The sequence below is a fragment of the Leeuwenhoekiella sp. NPDC079379 genome (genome assembly GCF_044542075.1).
Taxonomy (GTDB): domain Bacteria; phylum Bacteroidota; class Bacteroidia; order Flavobacteriales; family Flavobacteriaceae; genus Leeuwenhoekiella.
The window spans coordinates 1-18997 of sequence record NZ_JBITTU010000003.1 but is presented as its reverse complement, the minus strand read 5'-3'; the positions used below and the strand labels follow the sequence as shown (position 1 = coordinate 18997).

Below are 18997 nucleotides of genomic sequence, written 5' to 3'. Positions count from 1 at the left end.
CAATTAAATTTTAAAGCCAATTCAAGTTTAACTTTTTGTGCATATATTCTTATAACACAAAATGTATTCTACTACACGTCAAATCCTAAATTCACCTCTAATTTGTTGGCTATTAGTTTTGTGATTCGAGCTTTTAACTGAGGTATCTTTACACTCTCGAGAACATTATTTGCAAAAGCATACATTAATAAAGCACGGCCTTCTTTAACACCAATACCTCGGGAACGCATATAGAACAAAGCATCTTCATCTAACTGACCTATTGTACAACCGTGAGAACAGCGCACATCATCTGCAAATATTTCTAATTGCGGCTTAGAGTTTATAGAAGCTTTATCACTTACCAGAATATTATTGTTAGACTGGTATGCATTAATCTTTTGCGCAATACTGTCTACAAGTACTTTACCATTAAAAACTCCCGTAGAACTATCATCAAAAATGCCTTTGTAATCTTGATGACTCTCGCAGTTAGGCTGCTTGTGATGCACTAATGTATTATGATCTACGTGTTGTTTGTCTTCAATTATTGTAACCCCTTTTAAAATGGAATTATTATGCTCCCCATTTTGGTAAAAATTAAGATTGTTACGTGTCAATTTTCCACCGAAAGAGAACGTATGTACAGACACTTCACTAGAATCTTGTTGATCTATATGTGTATTATCTATTAGAGAAGCATTTTCTTTATCATTCTGAATCTTATAGTAATCTACCATTGCACGCTTACCTGCATAAATCTCTGTAACACTATTTGTGAAAACAGCATTTGCATTTAAACTTTGGTGGCGCTCAATAATTTGTACTTCTGCGTTCTCTTCAGCGACAATTAAGTTACGTGGCTGTAACATTAGGCTTGATTCATTGCCTGTAGCAAAATGCAAAATCTGAATAGGCTTGCTTACTGCTTTTCCTTTGGGAACATATATGTAGGCCCCTTCTTTAGCAAAAGCTGTATTTAAAGAAGTTAGGCTATCCTGAGGTGCTATTTTATTAAAATAGACATCTATTACAGCCTTATACTTAGGTTTTGTAAGCGCTGCACTCATTAAACAAACATCAACCCCATCATGGGTAGTCTCTGAAAGGTACGAACTGTAAACACCATCAATAAACACAATCTTATAGGTGTCTATATCGTGAATGAAATACTTTTTAACGTCTTTAAACTCTATAGTGTCTTCCTGCTTAGGAACTAAGCTGAAGTCCTGTTTTACAAGGCTATTAAGTGACGTATATTTCCAATCTTCCTGTTTTTTAGTAGGGAAACCTTTTTCTTCAAAAATCTTTATAGCTTCATCTTTAATATCGTGAATGCTATTATCTAAATCAAGATGTTCCTGAGATGTTAAATAAGAAGAAAGTAATTTATCTTTAAGATTCATAAGTGTTCAATTCAATATTCATTGTTTAATAATTATCTGTAATTCTAGACAATTATTATCCTGCAGCTAATTCTGCCTTCACCCAGTCGTAACCTTTTTCCTCTAGCTCAAGAGCTAATTCTTTACCTCCAGATTTAACGATTTTACCGTCAACTAATACGTGTACAAAATCAGGTACGATATAGTCTAATAAACGCTGGTAATGCGTAATAACAATTACTGCGTTGTCTTTACTTCTCAATTTATTAACACCATTAGAAACGATGCGTAGTGCATCAATATCAAGACCAGAATCAGTCTCATCTAATATTGCTAACTTTGGCTCTAACATCGCCATTTGAAAAATCTCATTTCTCTTTTTCTCTCCACCAGAAAAACCTTCATTTAACGATCTGGATAAAAATTTACGGTCAATTTCTAAAAGTTCAGACTTTTCACGTATCATTTTTAGCATATCACTAGCTGGCATATCTTCAAGGCCTTTAGCTTTACGCGTCTGATTAATCGCGGTTTTGATAAAGTTAGTCACCGAAACACCCGGTATCTCTACCGGATACTGAAAGGAAAGAAAAACTCCTTTGTGTGCTCTTTCTTCGGCATCTAAATCTAATAGAGATTCAGCATCAAAAATTACATCTCCGGCGCTTACCTCATACTCTTCTTTACCAGCAATTACAGATGACAACGTACTCTTACCAGAACCGTTAGGCCCCATGATCGCGTGTACTTCACCCGCATTGACTTTTAGGTTAATTCCTTTAAGGATATCTTTTCCTTCTATACCTGCACTTAGATTCTTAATTTCTAACATAATCTCGATTCTACTGATTGCACTATAAGCAATCTTTCTTTAATTTCTTATTTAACGTTTAAATCCTGACCGCTAAAGGGTAAGAATTACGATTTATTTCTTTAAAATGAAATTCACTTATGAATTTCAAAACCTAACTATTTAATAGCATCAGGCGATTTAATAGTTTCTTTAAAATCATCCATATCGTGCTGAATAATTACCTTAGCATTTTTCTCTTTAACAAAAGCTTCGAATGCCTTAATACTTTCTTCAGATCGTGGGATATCATAATTAAACTGTGGCACTACACCATCTACTCTATTCTGCTCAAAATGATAGGTGTCTCCTGTTAAAACAAGAGGCCCAGTTTCTGGCAAGTCTACGAATAACGCATTATGGCCTGCTGTATGACCCGGTAAATATTTTATAATAACGCTTCCATCTCCAAAAACATCAAAGTCTGTATTTGCAATAACCTCTTTATTTTTCAAAGCCGAAAATGATTCAGGAGCATAAAAAGTATTACCTTTTATATCATCACTACTTAAAAAATCATCTTCACTTTGCTGAATAAACCATTTAGCATTTGGAAAGTGGTTTGCAGCGCCCGTGTGATCAAAATGAATATGAGAAAATGCAATCATACTTACATCTTCAGCCTTAAGATTTATCGTTTTTAACTGATTAAGAATACTGTCTTTTCTAGTTATCGTAAATGCTCCTCCTTCTGGAGTGTATGGCTCCTGACCTACCAGCATTTCTGGCAAGCCCGTGTCCCATAAAAGAACACCGTTAGGATGTTTAATAACATAAAATGCATCTGCTAATTCCTTACTCTCCCCTTTGTAGGTATCTCCTTGGGCAAAAAGATTTAAGTTGTTAGCCATTATAGTTCCACCATCAAAAGCGTACACCTCAACGTCTGGTTTTGCAGTTTCTTCTACAACAACCTCTTCTTTATTTTCTTCTTTTTTTGTGTCTTTACAACTTGCAAAAGCTAAAGCAATAAGCGAATAAAAAGCAATTTTTTTAATCATCGTATTTATTATTTCTTCTTCTATTTAGTAAATAATTAACCTACAGACCCTTCTAAAGATATTTCTAAAAGCTTTTGAGCTTCAACGGCAAACTCCATAGGAAGTTTATTTAAAACCTCTTTACTAAAGCCATTTACGATAAGTGCTATTGCTTTTTCAGTATCTATACCACGCTGATTACAATAAAATATCTGGTCTTCACCTATTTTACTGGTAGTTGCCTCATGCTCTATTTTTGCTGATTTATTCTTGGCCTCAATATACGGAAAAGTATGTGCTCCACATTTATTACCCATTAACAGCGAATCACACTGAGAAAAGTTACGCGCGTTGTCGGCTCTACTATTAATTTGAACCAGACCCCTATAACTATTTTGAGAATTTCCTGCAGAGATACCTTTAGAAATAATCGTACTCTTAGTGTTTTTTCCTAAGTGAATCATCTTTGTGCCGGTATCTGCCTGCTGAAAGTTATTAGTTACCGCAATAGAATAAAATTCTCCGATAGAGTTATCTCCTTTTAGAACACAACTAGGATATTTCCAAGTTACTGCACTACCGGTTTCAACCTGCGTCCAGGAGATTTTTGCGTTTTTCTCACAAAGACCACGCTTTGTTACAAAATTGTAAACACCACCTTTACCTTCTGCATTACCAGGGTACCAGTTTTGAACTGTAGAATATTTAATCTCTGCATCATCAAGAGCAATAAGCTCTACAACTGCCGCATGCAATTGATTTTCATCACGGGAAGGAGCCGTACACCCCTCTAAGTAACTTACATAGCTACCCTCATCTGCCACTACAAGCGTACGTTCAAATTGACCGGTGTTTGCTTGATTTATTCTAAAATAAGTAGAAAGTTCCATTGGACAGCGCACCCCTTTAGGAATATAACAAAAAGAACCATCACTAAATACAGCGCTATTAAGAGCTGCGTAAAAATTATCTTTTTGAGGAACTACAGTTCCCAAATATTTTTTAACCAGTTCTGGATGTTCTTTTATCGCTTCAGAAATAGGACAAAAGATTATACCTTTTTCAGCTAAAGTTTTTTTGAAGGTTGTTGCTACCGAAACAGAATCCATAACGATATCTACAGCAACCCCAGCTAATTTTTTTTGCTCATCAATAGAAATACCTAATCTTTTAAATGTATCCAACAATTCTGGATCTACCTCGTCAAGACTATCAAATTTAGGTTTCTTTGAAGGTGCAGAATAATATGAAATACTTTGAAAATTCGGTTTTTCATAATGCACATTTGCCCACTCAGGCTCATCCATCGTTAACCAATGTCTAAAAGCCTCCAGTCGCCAGTTGGTCATCCATTCTGGCTCTCCTTTTTTCAAAGAAATAGCACGTACAATATCTTCATTAAGTCCTATAGGAAATGTTTCAGACTCAATATCTGTATAAAACCCGTATTTATATTCTTTAGTGGCTAATTCCTTTTCTAAATCGTCTTCTGTGTATGCCATATACTTTTTGTAACCTGTTCAAGAAATTGAACAGCTTTTTAAATTTTTTTAAAGTGAAAAACTTTCACCGCAACCACATGTGCGTTGCGCGTTAGGATTATTAAATACAAATCCTTTACCATTAAGACCGCCGCTGTATTCTAAAACAGTGCCTATTAGATATAGAAAACTTTTTTTATCTACAATAAGCTTGATATTATTGTCTTCAAAGAGTTTGTCTTCTTCTGCTATACTTTTATCAAATTTTAATTCATATGATAAACCAGAACATCCACCACTCTTCACACCCACTCTAACGTAGTCAACAACAGCATCATAACCCTCCTCATTCATCAAGGTGGCTATTTTCTTTTTAGCATCTTCGCTTACTTTAATCATATCATTCTCAATTAGTGCAAATATACCATTTAAGTAGGGTTTTACCATACTTCCTTACATTAAACTATACTATGATTGTATAGCTTCTATATATAGCAAAATATTATACAATCACATTAATCTATTCCTAAGATAAATTAGAAAATTTTAGTACTGGTATCTTCATAGAAAAACACTTTATCATTAACTAGATTTATTATAGAAAAAGCATTCTAAAAATTAGAAATACGGCCTTCTAATTTTAACTGAAATTATACGCACTTGAATATTTAGCAGACGAGATTTCTCATTTAACTTATTCAAACTAACTTTGCCCGCAAATAACAGCTATTATGTTTGACAATAAAGATCAATCCCGAACCTCTCTTAGTGAACTTGGTGAATTCGGCTTAATTAATCACTTGACTAAAGATTTTACCATAAGACAGTCTAGCACTGTAAAAGGTATAGGCGATGATGCAGCGGTTGTAGATACGAACGGAAAACAACTTGTAATCTCAACAGACCTACTTGTAGAAGGTGTTCATTTTGATATGAGTTTTATGCCTTTAAAGCATTTGGGATATAAAGCTGTTATGGTAAACCTATCTGACATTTATGCGATGAATGCAGAACCTACACAAATTACAGTATCTATTGCCGTATCTAATCGGTTTCCGCTTGAGGCTTTAGAAGAATTATATGCTGGTATTGAGTTAGCCTGCGCAATTTATAATGTTGATTTAGTTGGTGGTGACACAACTTCAAGTACAAAAGGATTATTAATAAGCATAACCGCCCTTGGCCTAGCAGATGCAGATCAAATAGTAGGAAGAGATGGAGCTAAGGATGGCGATTTATTAGTGGTATCTGGTGATCTTGGCGCATCGTACATGGGATTACAGGTTTTAGAACGAGAAAAACAAGTACATAAAGTAAACCCTAATTCTCAACCAGATTTAGAACCTTACTCTTACTTAATAGAACGACAACTTAAGCCCGAAGCGCGCAAAGATATTATTGAGTTGCTTAAAAAATTAGAGATAAAACCCACTGCTATGATTGACATTAGCGACGGTCTTTCTTCAGAAATTATACACCTATGTAAAAACTCTAATACAGGGGTGCGACTTTACGAAAATAAAATACCTCTAGATCCGCAAATGATAAATGTTTGCGAAGAGTTTAAAATAGACAGCACAACAGTAGCATTAAGTGGCGGCGAAGATTATGAACTTTTATTTACAATGCCGCAGGCAGACTATGAGAAAATTAAAGGCAACCCCAACTTTACAATCATAGGTCACATTACTCCAGAAGGTGACGGTATGAATTTAATCACAAGAGCAGATACTTCTATACCACTCGTAGCACGAGGCTGGAATGCTCTTAGTAACAACAGTGAAGACTAGGCTATGCCGACTGACGCTGATGTTTAAAAACATAAAACTTCTCCATCACTTCGTTTATCTGTCTTAGTTTTGGAGTAAGTGCTTGTTTTTCGCCATTTTCATTTACTGTGAATTGTTTTTTACACTTTGTGCATTGAAATTCTTTTTGTTCATTTTTATAGAATCTTAAGATTTCATACTTATGACCTAAGACTTTACATAATAAACTTTTAAACCAGTATTTAGTTGATTGCGGAGAATTCATATTTAGGACTTAAACATTTGAATATCGTGAAATTAACAAAAAATAACGTTAAAAACATATCTTTAGACGTTTAAAAACACTATACCTGGTTGTTACCAAGTAAACTATTAAATATTAGTCTTTTATAAATATATTAAAATGTTCAGCTAAATCATTTGGGTTTTCAAGGTGCAGCATATGCCCACCCTCTAATACAACAACTTCAACATCTTTATTCTCAAATTTGAGCGTTAAATGATTAGAATCAAGCAATGTATCTTGAGCTCCTAAAATAATTTTTTTCTTAAAAGACGCTCGCTTAAATAGATCACTATAGTCAGCCCGTAAAGCCATCGCTTCCTGACCTATAATATAACTTTCTTGAGAAGTGCCTAATGCTGTAATTTTTGTCTGCTGAATTTCTTCTTCTAGGTTAGCTCTGAACTTTTGTGTAAATAAATTTACTACAGACATTGATATGAGGGCCTCATAGTTTGTTTTAGCCACTCTAATTCCATGTTGTCGCAATTCTTTGCGTTTTGCAGTATCTGCTTCGGGCGTAGAATTCAGAAGTAAAACACCCATAACTTCCTGCTGAAATTTTTCAGCATAAGCCAGTGCCACATAACCTCCCATCGAGTGCCCTATGAATTTAGCTTTAGCTATACCACAAGCTATTAAAACTGAATGTACTGCTTCGGCCATATCTACCATTGTGTTACCAGCAGCAAGCAAACCACTTTCTCCATGACCCGCTAAATCGATAGTAATTACCCGATGCTTTTTTGAAAGTTTCCCTATAAAAGGATTCCAGATCTCTTTATTTTCTAAAAACCCGTGAAGCAAGCAGAGGACTTCACCATTTCCAACATCGGTATAATTAAGTGGTTTAGACATTATAGATAGCGCCATTTTATTTTATCTTTCGCCCCGAAAGATACGTCGCATATGAGATTTACCAAAGAAACTGCAATTACTTCATTTGCTTTGTTCTCCCTTTTTTTTGGAGCCGGAAATTTAATCATCCCCCCCTTTTTAGGATATACTGCTGGAAGTGAGTGGCTTTTAACCAGTTTAGGCTTTGCACTTTCGGCAGTGATAATTCCTATTTTAGGTATTTTTGCCCACGCACGTTTACAGGGAACACTACTCGATTTTGGAAATAAAGTACACCATACGTTTAGTCTGGTATTTTGCATTATCGTTTATCTTATCGCCATTACCTTACCCGGGCCACGTACTGCTTCTGTTACCTATGAAATGGGACTACAGCCGTATTTTGTAATTAACTCACTAACATCTAGCAGCATTTATTTTGCGCTGGTTTTAATTTTTGTCCTCAACAGATCAAAGATTATTGATCTTTTAGGTAAATACCTAACTCCGCTCTTATTAATCATATTAGCAACTATTATTGGTGTTGCCGTATTCGCAGAACTGCCAGCCCCTCAAAAAGTCACAGAAGAGGGTTCGGTTTTTAAAGGAATTATTGAAGGCTATCAAACTTTTGACGCTATTGGCGCTATTGTAATAGGAGCTATTCTAGTCGTGTCATTAAATTTAAAGGATCACGATTCTGCGGATATTAAGAAAAAGCTACTTTTTAGGGCAGGTATTTTTGCAGGAATGGGGTTGTTTTTAATTTATTTTGGTCTTATTTATGTAGGTGCTTTATACAGTACAATACTCGAGACTTCTTCCCGCACAGATTTGCTTGCATTACTCAGTTATGAAACACTAGGAAAAGGAGGCAGGATCATGCTTTCTGTACTAATTAGTCTGGCCTGCTTTACGACTGCAATAGGTATTGTTACAGGAACATCAGACTTTGTAAAAGGTATTTTTAAAGGCTCGCAGAAAGCCTATATAATCACCGCGATATCTGCCTGCATATTAGGGGTTATTATAGGACAGACAGGCGTGGCTTACATCATTAGCATTGCAGTGCCCGCATTAAATTTTATTTATCCTTTAGTTATTGTTTTAATTATCCTAAATGTTCTTCCGGCAAGAATGGCATCACGCTTTATTTTTAGAACTGTAGCTATTGCAACCTTCTTATTAAGTATTCCAGATTTTTTAATAAGTCTCGATTTACTATCTATTGAAAAAGCTAAAGAGTTATTCCCATTTACAAATTACGGAATCACCTGGGTTATACCTACTTTAATTATTTTTGTAGTGGCAAAATTAGTAGAACCTTTTATTTTTAAAAAGGCAGAAACAAATACTGAAACTTAATGGCAAAGCGAGGAACTCCCAAAAACGGTAAAAACAAAGCCTTACATACAAAGTTGCTTAAACGCAAAAAAGATAAATTGCGTGATGACAAACAGCTTAGAGCAGATAAACTGAAAGCAATATTAAAAGCTACACAAGACAAAGACACCACAAGCGCTTAAATATTTCCTAAAATTGTATAGGTATGCTTTTAAATAATAGATATTTACGGCTATGAAAGCAGAACCTACATTAATTTGTATCCCAGATATTAGCGGATTTACGCAATTTATGCGTGAGGCCAATTTTGAGCTTACTTCTCAAATAATACCTGCACTACTAAACGAGATTATTTATTCAAATACAATAGATTTAAAAGTTTCTGAAATTGAAGGTGATGCGGTTTTATTTTTTAGAAGTGGAAAGCTGCCTAGCCTTGATGAACTTATAGATCAATGCAAACGGTTTTACCTTGATTTTTATCACCGCATGAATCTGCTTTATAAAAAACATAAGAAAGCTGAAGATGCGGAGAGTATTCCGCAAATTTTAGGATTGAAAATCATACTTCATTACGGTGAAGAAATAGCGATGGTTCCCATAGGAAACAGAATCAAATTAATGGGTGAAGACGTGATAACGGCGCATAGATTATTAAAAAACGCTGTCAAAACTGATGAATACTTACTCATTTCAGACCAACTCCTCTCAAACTACAACAAAGATGAGTTTGTTAAAAAATTTAATTGGAGTGCGTTACATAGCGAATCTATTGAAGTTGAACACTTAGGTACTATAAATTATCATTTTATAGATTTACTACCATTAAAACAAGCTAATTAGTGTAACGAATGTCTTTAATTTTCAAAAGTCTCGTCTCATTACCTAATTTTAATTCTGCTATCTCACCTACTTTTTTTCCCATTAAAGCTTTAGCTATAGGTGCTGTAAACGAAATTTTTAATTTTTTTACATCTGCCTCATCTACCCCTACAATTGTTATGGTATTAAGCTTTGAGTTAGGTTCTATTTGGTAACTCACTGTGGCTCCAAAACGCACTTCGCCACTTTCTGTATTTTCTAAAACACGAGCAGATAGCAACCGCTCATTGAGCAATTGTAATTTACCTACGATAACAGCTTTTGAACGCCTTAATTCGCGTTCATCGATTTCAGATAGATTGAGAATTTGATTTTCTAAATGTACTTTTTCGGTTTTTAAGGCCATCAACCCCTTTTTTGTAACATAGTTAATTTCCCCTACTGGAAGCGATGCTCGTGGTGGAATTATTGGAGCCTCTTCTTGATCATCTTCTTTTACAAATCCTCTACTCATAACATACATTTTTATCTTAAGAAGATACAAGCTCTTTATATAGAAATATCCTATAAAAATCCTAAAAAAGCATTTCTGGCATGTTGCGACAACGATTGCAAAAAATATTTTCGAAAATTTAACATAATAATAATGCTTAAAGAATCTTTCCAAATCCTAGAAAATACATCATTAATATTATTAGAAACAATAAAGTATTTAAAATAGTATAGGTTCTATTAATAATCTTCAATGGTTGTTGATTTTTCCTACTAAATAATATTAAATCCTACAAGAGTAAAAAAACCCCTTATCGCTTTATTCCGTATATTTAACGATATTTAAGTGTTGTTTATCAACAAAACACCTTAGATATTAACACGCATTGTTAGTTTTGACGATACTCTTACATTAATTCGTAAGAAAAGAATTCCCAACATAATCTTCTACTCTATGAATAAAATTACTTTTCAATTTCTTTTATACATAATTCTTAGTTTAGTTTTGTCCTCATTTAATCAAAAATTGAATGCTCAGGATAGTTTTGAAACTAATTTTGATGGTTGGGTAAATGTTGGTGGTGATCAGCAAGATTGGTCGAGATTAAGTGGTCCGCCACCTTCTAGAACAAGTCAATTACCTACAGGGCCAACCACTGGTTCTTCTGGATTATTTTACCTATATCTAGAAACATCTGCACCCGTAGCACCTGGAGATAGAGCATGGCTACAAAAACAATTTGATTTTACAAATCAAATTAACTCAGCACTATTATTTGATTACCATATGTATGGTGCTAGCATGGGTACACTAAACATACAGATTAGCACAAACGCAGGAGGATCATTTACAACTGTAGCTACAATTACTGGAGATCAAGGAGATCAATGGTTTAATAGATTAATTGATTTAAGTGCATATGATGGTCAAAATATACTTGTTCGCTTTGAAGCTATAAGAGGTTCTAATTATGCTTCAGATATAGCAATTGATTACGTTATAAAATCTTCGCAAAATCCCCTATTAGATTCAGATAATGACGGCATACCTAATATAACAGATGTTGATAATGATAATGATGGCATTTTAGATAGTGTCGAAGGCAAATGTACACCTTCACCATCACAAAGCTGGGCTCGATCTGGTACCACTGCAAGTTATAATTATGGTAATGGTGTTATTGCTAACGTAACTACAAATAGCACAACAGCCTTCACTGCAGGAAATTTTAATAATCAAAATTTTTGGTCTGAAGCCCTTGGAAATCAAGCTTCTCTTGAAGGTGTTTATTTATCAGGTAATACCATAACAGTAAATTTTGTAAACGCTGCAGGAACTCCAATTGAGGTTTTGAATCCTGTTATACATTTTGATCGTATAGGTGGTGCCCAAGGCACCACCCAAAATTCTGCAAGTATAAATCTTAGAAACGGCCGGTGGAAACGCTTAGCAGGAACAGATGATTTTCTAGTTACCTCCAATACAGTGAGAGATGGTGGCGCAAACTATCCAACATCTGGTGCTACATCATATACTGCAGAAAGCGGTCAAAATGACGCTAACAGTACTGCCGCAGGATCCTTGCAAGTACAAGGAACTCTAAGTAGTTTTACATTAGATATTGTTGCCGTTGGACCAGGTAATGGGGACGGTATAGAATTAATTTTAGCAGCTTGTAAAAGTCAGGACTCAGACAACGACAATATACCAGACTTCCTCGATTCAGATTCAGATAATGATGGCTGTTCTGACGCAAATGAAGCTTACAATTCTGCAACTGCTGATGGAGATGGCAATGGATATTACGGAACAGGAAACCCTCCTGCGACTAACCCAAGCGGAACAGTACAAGGAGCTACTTATCCAGGCACGAATACACGAGTAACTACAGCCGGTGCAGCCCCTGTAGTAAGTGTACAACCTACCAATAAGCTTATAGATGAAGGACAAAATACGCAGTATTCAATTACAGCTACAGGGGCTTCTTTATCGTACCAATGGCAATTAAGTACAGATGCAGGAAATACATTTACAAATCTTTCTAATGGCGGCATATACTCTGGTGTAAATACCGCTACTTTAAATCTTTCAAATGTAAATTTCTCATTCAATAATAACCGTTATCGAGTTATACTTACTAGTGCAAATTATATATGTACCCCTGTTACATCTACGCCCGCAAGCTTAACAGTAAATAGAAGGCCTGTTGCTGTTGATGATACTAATACGGTAATTGAAGACACGCCACGTAACGTTGCGAATGATAGCCCTAATGATTTATTGCAAAATGATACTGATGCAGATGGGAATACAATAACTATAACCGCATTTACATTTAATGGCATATCAAATTTACCCGGAGCAAACGCTACAGTTACAGGAGTAGGTACATTACAAATAAATGCAAATGGAAGTTATCTATTTACTCCTGCCCCAAATTTTGTAGGTACTATACCTGCAATCACTTATACAATAAGTGATGGCAGAATAACAGATACTGCAAATCTCACGTTAACGATGGTTTCTGTTAATGATGCACCAATTGCAGTAACTGATAATTATACTACAGATGAAGATACTTCAGTTATATTAACACCCCTAACTGGAGATTCTGATGTGGACAATGATCCATTAACAATTACATCAATAAATGGCACGAATTTAACTCCGGGAACAGTGCAAACTATTAACGTCCCTAATGGTGTAGTAACAATTGCTGCTAACGGAATTATCACATTTACTCCTGCTTTAAATTTTAATGGAAGTGTGACTTTTCCATACAGAATAAGTGATGGTAACGGCGGTTCTGCAACCGCAAATCAGGTAATTAGCATAACTCCTGTAAATGACAACCCAGTAGCTGTAAACGACAGTTACACTACAAGTGAAGATACGCCTGTAATATTAACTCCACTAACTGGAGATTCTGATGTTGATAACGATTTACTAAGCATTACTTCTATAAATGGTACAAATTTAACTCCGGGAACGGCACAAACTATTGCGGTAACAAATGGTTCTGTATCTATAGCATCTAATGGAATAATTACCTTTACTCCAGCACCTGACTTTAATGGTGCAGTTACGTTTCCTTACGTAATAAGTGACGGTAATGGTGGTTCTGCAACTGCAAATGAAATTATTACAGTTAATGCAGTTAATGACAATCCTGTTGCTGTCGACGACAACTACAACACTAATGAAGATACTGCTATAACGCTAACACCATTAAACGGAGATTCTGATGCTGATAATGATATTTTAACAATTACACAGATTAATGGGACAATTCTAACTCCTGGAACCGCTCAAACTATAGCGGTCACTAACGGTACAGTTACTATCGCGGCTAATGAGACAATTACCTTTACTCCAGCTCCAGATTTTAACGGCAATGTCACGTTTCCATATACAATAAGTGATGGTAATGGTGGTACTGATACAGCAAATGAAATCATAACAGTAAATCCTGTTAATGATAATCCTATTGCCAATCCTGACATCAATTCTACTAGAGAAAATACAACACTTACAGTTAATGCTATTAATGGCATATTAAGCAATGACACAGATATTGATAACGATGCTCTTGAAGTAACGACTTTTACAATAGCCAACAACGCTACAATCTATAATGCAAATAATGTAGCCCCTATTATTGGAATAGGAACATTACAAATAAATGATAACGGAAGCTATGAGTTTATTCCTGAGCTAGATTATTTTGGTCCTGTACCTGTCGCCACCTATTCTATTACAGACGGAAACTCAGGATCAGCCTCTTCTACACTAACACTGGTAATTAATGCAGATTCAGACGGTGATGGTATCGCAGATATTAATGATTTAGATTCAGACAACGACGGTATTCTAGATACTATTGAAGGACAAGGTACAGACCCAACTGCAGACGCTGATGCTGATGGTTTGCCTAACTATCTAGATGCAGATTTTGCTGCACTTGATGCTAATGGTATAGCCGCAGGTTTTGACTTTGATGGTGATGGTGTACCTAACCATTTAGATCTGGATGCAGATAATGACGCTATTCCAGATATTCTTGAGGCTGGTCTTGCAGATACAGATAACGACGGTCTTGTAGACACCACAACTTTTGGCACAAATGGTTTTGCAGATTTCTTAGAAACTTCAGTAGATAGCGGCACACCTAATTTTACAGTACGAAATACGGATGCCTCCTCAGATATAAAAACGACTCTTTACGACTTTCTTGATAGAGATTCAGACAATGATGGTCTATCAGATACAACAGAAGCCTTTTCAAATAACAATTCTTATAACGACACAAATAACGACGGAATAGTTGATGGCATTGCAGACACAGACAATAATGGGTGGCACGATGCTATTGATGCTGAAGTTACATTTCCTGCTTTTCTAAATTCAGATACAGATGTATTACCTAACTATTTGGATCTTGATTCTGATGGTGATGGTTTACCAGATACTTTTGAAGGAAACTTTCAAATAGTTGACGGTGATAACAATGGTATTGTAGGCACAGGAACTCCTGCAGATAGTGATGAAGATGGTCTTGCAGATACAAATGATCGTGATTTTGGCGGCAATGTTTTAGATAGTTTCGGTTTTAATCAAGATAGAGATAGTGACGGGATTAAGAATTACCTGGATATAGATATTGACAATGATGGTATTATTGATAATATAGAAGGTCAATCAACTTCAGCCTATGTTGCACCATCAGGAATAGATACAGATAGCGACGGTATAGATAATGCATATGATGTAGATAACGGGGGCGCAGGTATAGGATATACAAACACAGATGGGGGTTCTGCCCCAGATTACGCAGATGTAGATTCTGAAAATGATGGTATTCTTGACTATCTAGAAAACAATACTACTGCAGATGATTTATTTACTCAGCGGGCTGATGGTATTCTTGAGCCAAATCAATTTACCGATTCTGATGGTGATGGGCTCGCTGATATTTACGATACTGTTTCTGGAACAGGAGCTGCCGGTAATGCTACAAATGGCGGTCAAACGCCAAATGACCAGCCAGATTTAGACCCTGCTGGTGGCGATAGAGACTGGAGAGAAGCTTCAGCGCAAGATAATGATGGTGACGGCATTAATGACATCGTTGACTTAGACGATGATAATGATGGTATTTTGGATACTGATGAAGATTTCAACGAAGATGGAGATAATAACCCAAGAACAAATCCTTCAGATAAAGACGGGGATGGTATTCCTAATTATTTTGATTTAGACACAGATAATGATGGTATTCCAGACTATCGCGAAGCAGGTGGTATAGACGATCCTGATGGAAACGGTCAACCGGGAATAGGAGTTTTAGATAATACCGAAGTTAATGACAATGGTATTCCACTGGCTGTAACTACAGATCAAACCTCTACAGACTCAAATCTTGCGATTCCGAATACCGCAGGTACTAATAACCCAGATTTTATTGATTTAGATTCAGACAATGATGGTATTGTAGATGCTATAGAAGCCGGCGGTACAGATGCGGGTGGAGATGGTCGTTATGGTGCCGGTATTGCTAATGATGCAGATGCAGATGGTCTTGCAGATATTTTAGACCCTTACGACGACCGTGAAGGTAATGCTGATACCCCGCTAGATAATGTAGGGATACCTTTACCTGTACCAGATACAGATGGGGATGGACTTCCTGATTATTTAGATTTAGATTCTGATGATGATACAATACCAGATAATGTTGAAGGTCAAAGCACATTAGGATACAGACCGCGTTTAGAGGTCGATACTGATAAAGATGGTCTTGATGACGCGTATGATTCCACAGATAATGTAGGTATACCTATTATACCTGTAAATACAGATGGTACAGATGTTCCTGATTATTTAGATTTAGATTCAGATAATGATTTTCTATTTGATATCGTTGAAGCTGGCAATGCCACTGCAGATACAGATAATGATGGCCAGACTAATACCGCTGTGGGTAATAATGGTTTAGATAATAATTTTGACAATGCAGACACCTATGTTGATGTAAATGGGATTCTTGATGACACTCAGGCAGATAACTTCCCTGATGAAGACGCTGATGTAAATACAGGTGGAGACGTTGATTACAGAGATATTCAAGATACAGATGGTGATGGTGTTGCAGATGCTATAGACCTCGATGATGATAATGATGGTATTTTAGATACTGCAGAAAATGGAGGTGTTGATCCCACTCTCGATTCTGATGGAGATGGAATACCAAATTATAAAGATTCTGACTCCACAGGTTTTGTAGATTCAAATTCAGATTTTGTTGATGATAATTTTGATACAGATTTAGATGGAATAATAGATCAATATGATAGTGATTCTGATGGAGATGGTTGTAATGATGCAAATGAAGCATATAATTCAGGTACTGCAGATGCAGACGGAAACGGATATTACGGCACTGGTAATCCACCTGCTGTAAACACAGATGGTACTGTTATTGGCGCAGCCTACCCGGGTACAAATGCAAATGTTACTACAGCTGGTGCAGCTCCGGTTATTGATGTTCAACCTGCTGATCAATTAATCAACGAAGGTGAAAACGCTACTTTTTCAGTAGATGCTTCGGGCGCAACGCTTAATTTTCAATGGCAACTAAGTACAGATAATGGAGTTACATTTACTGATTTAGCTAATACAGGAATTTACTCAGGAACCACAACTTCTACACTTACCTTAACTGCTGTCCCTTACTCACACGACAACTACCAGTATCAAGTTATCGTAACAGATAATAGTTACATATGTGATTTTACAGCCTCAACCCCTCCTGCCCTTCTTTCAGTAAATGGTCTACCTGTAGCTATAGATAACTCAAATACCACTTTTGAGGATGTAGCTATCAATGTAGTAGATGACACTGCAGATGATTTATTGCAAAATGACACTGATGCAGATGGAGATCTATTAACCATCGTATCTTTTACATTTAATGGAGTTTCTTATACTGCAGGAGACCCTGCTTTTATAGATGGAGTAGGAACACTTACTATAAACGTTAATGGTAGCTACTCATTTATCCCTTCTTTAGATTACAATGGGACGTTACCTGCAATAACCTATACAATTACAGACGGTGGTGCAAATGATACAGCTAGTTTAAACATAACTGTTATACCTACTCCTGATGCTGTAGATGATGCTTTTACTACAAATGAAGATACAGCTGTAGATGGAAACTTATTTGCAGATAATGGAAATGGAACAGATGATTTGGGAGTTACTCCTACCACAGCAGCACTTACTACAGGAACTACAAACGGAACTCTGATTGTAAATGCAAATGGCAACTTTACATATACTCCAAATGCAAACTTTAATGGTGTAGATACTTTCACTTATACCATTACAGATGCTAACGGTCAAACAAGTACCGCTACTGCTACCATAACTATCACACCTACCCCCGATGCAGTAGATGATTTATTCACAACTTTTGAAGATACTCAAGTTTCAGGAAATTTATTTGATGATAATGGAAACGGAACAGATGATTTAGGATCGCTCCCTACCACAGCTATTTTAGAGACGGCGGCGACTAATGGTAATGTTACCGTAAATCCAAATGGCACATATACTTATTTACCAAATGAAAACTTTAATGGCACTGATAGCTTTGAATATACCATAACAGATACAAACGGACAAATAAGTACAGCTACAGCAACAGTAACTGTGATTGCAACTCCAGATGCTGCGAATGATAGTTTTACTACAAATGAAGACACTCAAGTTTCAGGAAATTTATTCGCAAATAATGGAAACGGAACTGATGATTTGGGCTCACTTCCTACAGTTGCATCTATACAAACGGCTGCAACTAACGGAACAGCAGTAGTCAATCCTGACGGTACATTTACCTACACTCCAAATGATGATTTTAATGGTATTGATAGCTTTACCTACACCATAACAGATACTAATGGACAAACCAGTAACGCTACTGCTACTATAACTATTATTGCTACTCCTGACGCGGTAGACGATGCCTTTACAACTAATGAAGACATTGCTGTAACGGGTAACTTATTTGCTGATAATGGAAGTGGAATTGATGATTTAGGAACGGAACCAACTACGGCAGCTATTGAGACGGCTGCAACTAATGGGACTACTATAGTCAATATTGGAGGTACATTTACTTATACTCCAAATGCTGATTTCAATGGTATTGATAGCTTTACCTATACCATCACAGATGCTAACGGTAAAACAAGTACCGCTACTGCTACTATTACCATCACTCCGGTAGTAGATATTGTAGCAGATGCTGATACTACGTTAGAAGATACTGCTGTGACTACAGCTGTACTTGATAATGATACCTTTCAGGGAACATACGGTACAGACTATACCATTACGGCAACTACTGATCCGGCAAACGGAACCATTACCTTAAATGCCGATGGTACCATTACCTACTTACCAAATCCGGACTTTAACGGAGCTGATTCCTATACCTATTCGGTAACTGATGTAAATGGTACTACTGAAACAGTAGGTGTTACCATCACGGTAGCTCCCGTAGCTGATGCCGTAGCTGATACCTTTAACGCTACAGAAGATACCCTGTTGAGTGAAGATGTAAGCACTAACGATACCTACAGCGCAGCTGCTACCTATGCCTATAACAATGATACCGACAATGGTGGTACGGTAGTAATGGCCGCTGACGGTACTTTTGACTATACCCCGGCTCCTGACTTTGCAGGTGATGAGACCTTTACCTATACCGT

General features: G+C 36.3%; 13 protein-coding genes. 5 read left to right on the top strand and 8 right to left on the bottom strand.

Annotation, left to right across the window (positions count from 1 at the left end):
- Positions 1–71: 71 nt before the first annotated feature.
- From sufD to ACIGAM_RS06000, 5 genes are all read right to left on the bottom strand, one after another.
- Complete coding sequence (gene sufD / locus ACIGAM_RS06020) at positions 72–1385, bottom strand: Fe-S cluster assembly protein SufD (RefSeq protein WP_396510567.1); 1314 nt, start codon at positions 1383–1385, stop codon at positions 72–74.
- 55 nt (positions 1386–1440) lie between these two features.
- On the bottom strand, positions 1441–2196 hold the full coding sequence (gene sufC, locus ACIGAM_RS06015) for a Fe-S cluster assembly ATPase SufC (RefSeq protein WP_396510566.1): 756 nt from the start codon (positions 2194–2196) through the stop codon (positions 1441–1443).
- 137 nt (positions 2197–2333) lie between these two features.
- Positions 2334–3215 (bottom strand): N-acyl homoserine lactonase family protein, encoded by an 882-nt coding sequence (locus ACIGAM_RS06010; protein WP_396510565.1) that lies wholly within the window; start codon positions 3213–3215, stop codon positions 2334–2336.
- Positions 3216–3250: 35 nt separating this feature from the next.
- Positions 3251–4696 (bottom strand): Fe-S cluster assembly protein SufB, encoded by a 1446-nt coding sequence (sufB, locus tag ACIGAM_RS06005; protein WP_396510564.1) that lies wholly within the window; start codon positions 4694–4696, stop codon positions 3251–3253.
- A gap of 48 nt (positions 4697–4744) precedes the next feature.
- Positions 4745–5074, bottom strand: coding sequence for a HesB/IscA family protein (locus tag ACIGAM_RS06000; protein ID WP_396511018.1), 330 nt, complete (start codon positions 5072–5074; stop codon positions 4745–4747).
- A gap of 332 nt (positions 5075–5406) precedes the next feature.
- On the opposite strand from ACIGAM_RS06000, the gene thiL reads away from it, so the two are divergent.
- Positions 5407–6465 carry a thiamine-phosphate kinase gene (gene thiL, locus ACIGAM_RS05995; protein WP_396510563.1) on the top strand — a complete coding sequence of 353 codons (1059 nt, stop codon included), beginning with the start codon at positions 5407–5409 and terminating at the stop codon, positions 6463–6465.
- A gap of 1 nt (position 6466) precedes the next feature.
- Here thiL and ACIGAM_RS05990 read toward each other — a convergent pair whose 3' ends face one another.
- Both ACIGAM_RS05990 and ACIGAM_RS05985 read right to left on the bottom strand, forming a co-directional pair.
- Positions 6467–6709 (bottom strand): DUF1660 family phage protein, encoded by a 243-nt coding sequence (locus ACIGAM_RS05990; protein WP_396510562.1) that lies wholly within the window; start codon positions 6707–6709, stop codon positions 6467–6469.
- A 114-nt stretch (positions 6710–6823) separates the two neighbouring features.
- Positions 6824–7600 carry an alpha/beta fold hydrolase gene (locus ACIGAM_RS05985; protein WP_396510561.1) on the bottom strand — a complete coding sequence of 259 codons (777 nt, stop codon included), beginning with the start codon at positions 7598–7600 and terminating at the stop codon, positions 6824–6826.
- Between the two features lie 36 nt (positions 7601–7636).
- On the opposite strand from ACIGAM_RS05985, the gene brnQ reads away from it, so the two are divergent.
- The 3 genes from brnQ to ACIGAM_RS05970 are packed head-to-tail and all read left to right on the top strand — an operon-like array spanning position 7637 to position 9751.
- Positions 7637–8929, top strand: coding sequence for a branched-chain amino acid transport system II carrier protein (gene brnQ / locus ACIGAM_RS05980; RefSeq protein ID WP_396510560.1), 1293 nt, complete (start codon positions 7637–7639; stop codon positions 8927–8929).
- Positions 8929–9090, top strand: a complete 162-nt coding sequence (locus ACIGAM_RS05975; RefSeq protein WP_396510559.1) for a hypothetical protein — start codon at positions 8929–8931, stop codon at positions 9088–9090. Before brnQ ends, ACIGAM_RS05975 begins: the two co-directional genes overlap by 1 nt.
- 52 nt (positions 9091–9142) lie before the next feature.
- Positions 9143–9751, top strand: a complete 609-nt coding sequence (locus ACIGAM_RS05970; protein WP_396510558.1) for a DUF2652 domain-containing protein — start codon at positions 9143–9145, stop codon at positions 9749–9751.
- On the opposite strand, the gene ACIGAM_RS05965 is transcribed toward ACIGAM_RS05970, so the two are convergent.
- Complete coding sequence (locus tag ACIGAM_RS05965) at positions 9744–10244, bottom strand: GreA/GreB family elongation factor (RefSeq protein WP_396510557.1); 501 nt, start codon at positions 10242–10244, stop codon at positions 9744–9746. The two genes, ACIGAM_RS05970 and ACIGAM_RS05965, sit on opposite strands and share 8 nt — an antisense overlap.
- Positions 10245–10676: 432 nt before the next feature.
- Between ACIGAM_RS05965 and ACIGAM_RS05960 the strand changes: the two genes are divergently transcribed.
- The coding region (locus ACIGAM_RS05960) for an Ig-like domain-containing protein (RefSeq protein WP_396510556.1) at positions 10677–18997 on the top strand (8321 nt) is incomplete at its 3' end.

Bases quoted from the DNA above. Each gene is read 5' to 3' on its own strand.
- ACIGAM_RS05985 (WP_396510561.1), bottom strand. From the start codon at position 7,600: ATGGCGCTATCTATAATGTCTAAACCACTTAATTATACCGATGTTGGA.
- ACIGAM_RS06010 (WP_396510565.1), bottom strand. From the start codon at position 3,215: ATGATTAAAAAAATTGCTTTTTATTCGCTTATTGCTTTAGCTTTTGCA.
- sufB (WP_396510564.1), bottom strand. From the start codon at position 4,696: ATGGCATACACAGAAGACGATTTAGAAAAGGAATTAGCCACTAAAGAA.
- sufC (WP_396510566.1), bottom strand. From the start codon at position 2,196: ATGTTAGAAATTAAGAATCTAAGTGCAGGTATAGAAGGAAAAGATATC.
- ACIGAM_RS05970 (WP_396510558.1), top strand. From the start codon at position 9,143: ATGAAAGCAGAACCTACATTAATTTGTATCCCAGATATTAGCGGATTT.
- thiL (WP_396510563.1), top strand. From the start codon at position 5,407: ATGTTTGACAATAAAGATCAATCCCGAACCTCTCTTAGTGAACTTGGT.
- brnQ (WP_396510560.1), top strand. From the start codon at position 7,637: ATGAGATTTACCAAAGAAACTGCAATTACTTCATTTGCTTTGTTCTCC.
- ACIGAM_RS05965 (WP_396510557.1), bottom strand. From the start codon at position 10,244: ATGAGTAGAGGATTTGTAAAAGAAGATGATCAAGAAGAGGCTCCAATA.
- ACIGAM_RS05990 (WP_396510562.1), bottom strand. From the start codon at position 6,709: ATGAATTCTCCGCAATCAACTAAATACTGGTTTAAAAGTTTATTATGT.
- ACIGAM_RS05975 (WP_396510559.1), top strand. From the start codon at position 8,929: ATGGCAAAGCGAGGAACTCCCAAAAACGGTAAAAACAAAGCCTTACAT.
- sufD (WP_396510567.1), bottom strand. From the start codon at position 1,385: ATGAATCTTAAAGATAAATTACTTTCTTCTTATTTAACATCTCAGGAA.
- ACIGAM_RS06000 (WP_396511018.1), bottom strand. From the start codon at position 5,074: ATGATTAAAGTAAGCGAAGATGCTAAAAAGAAAATAGCCACCTTGATG.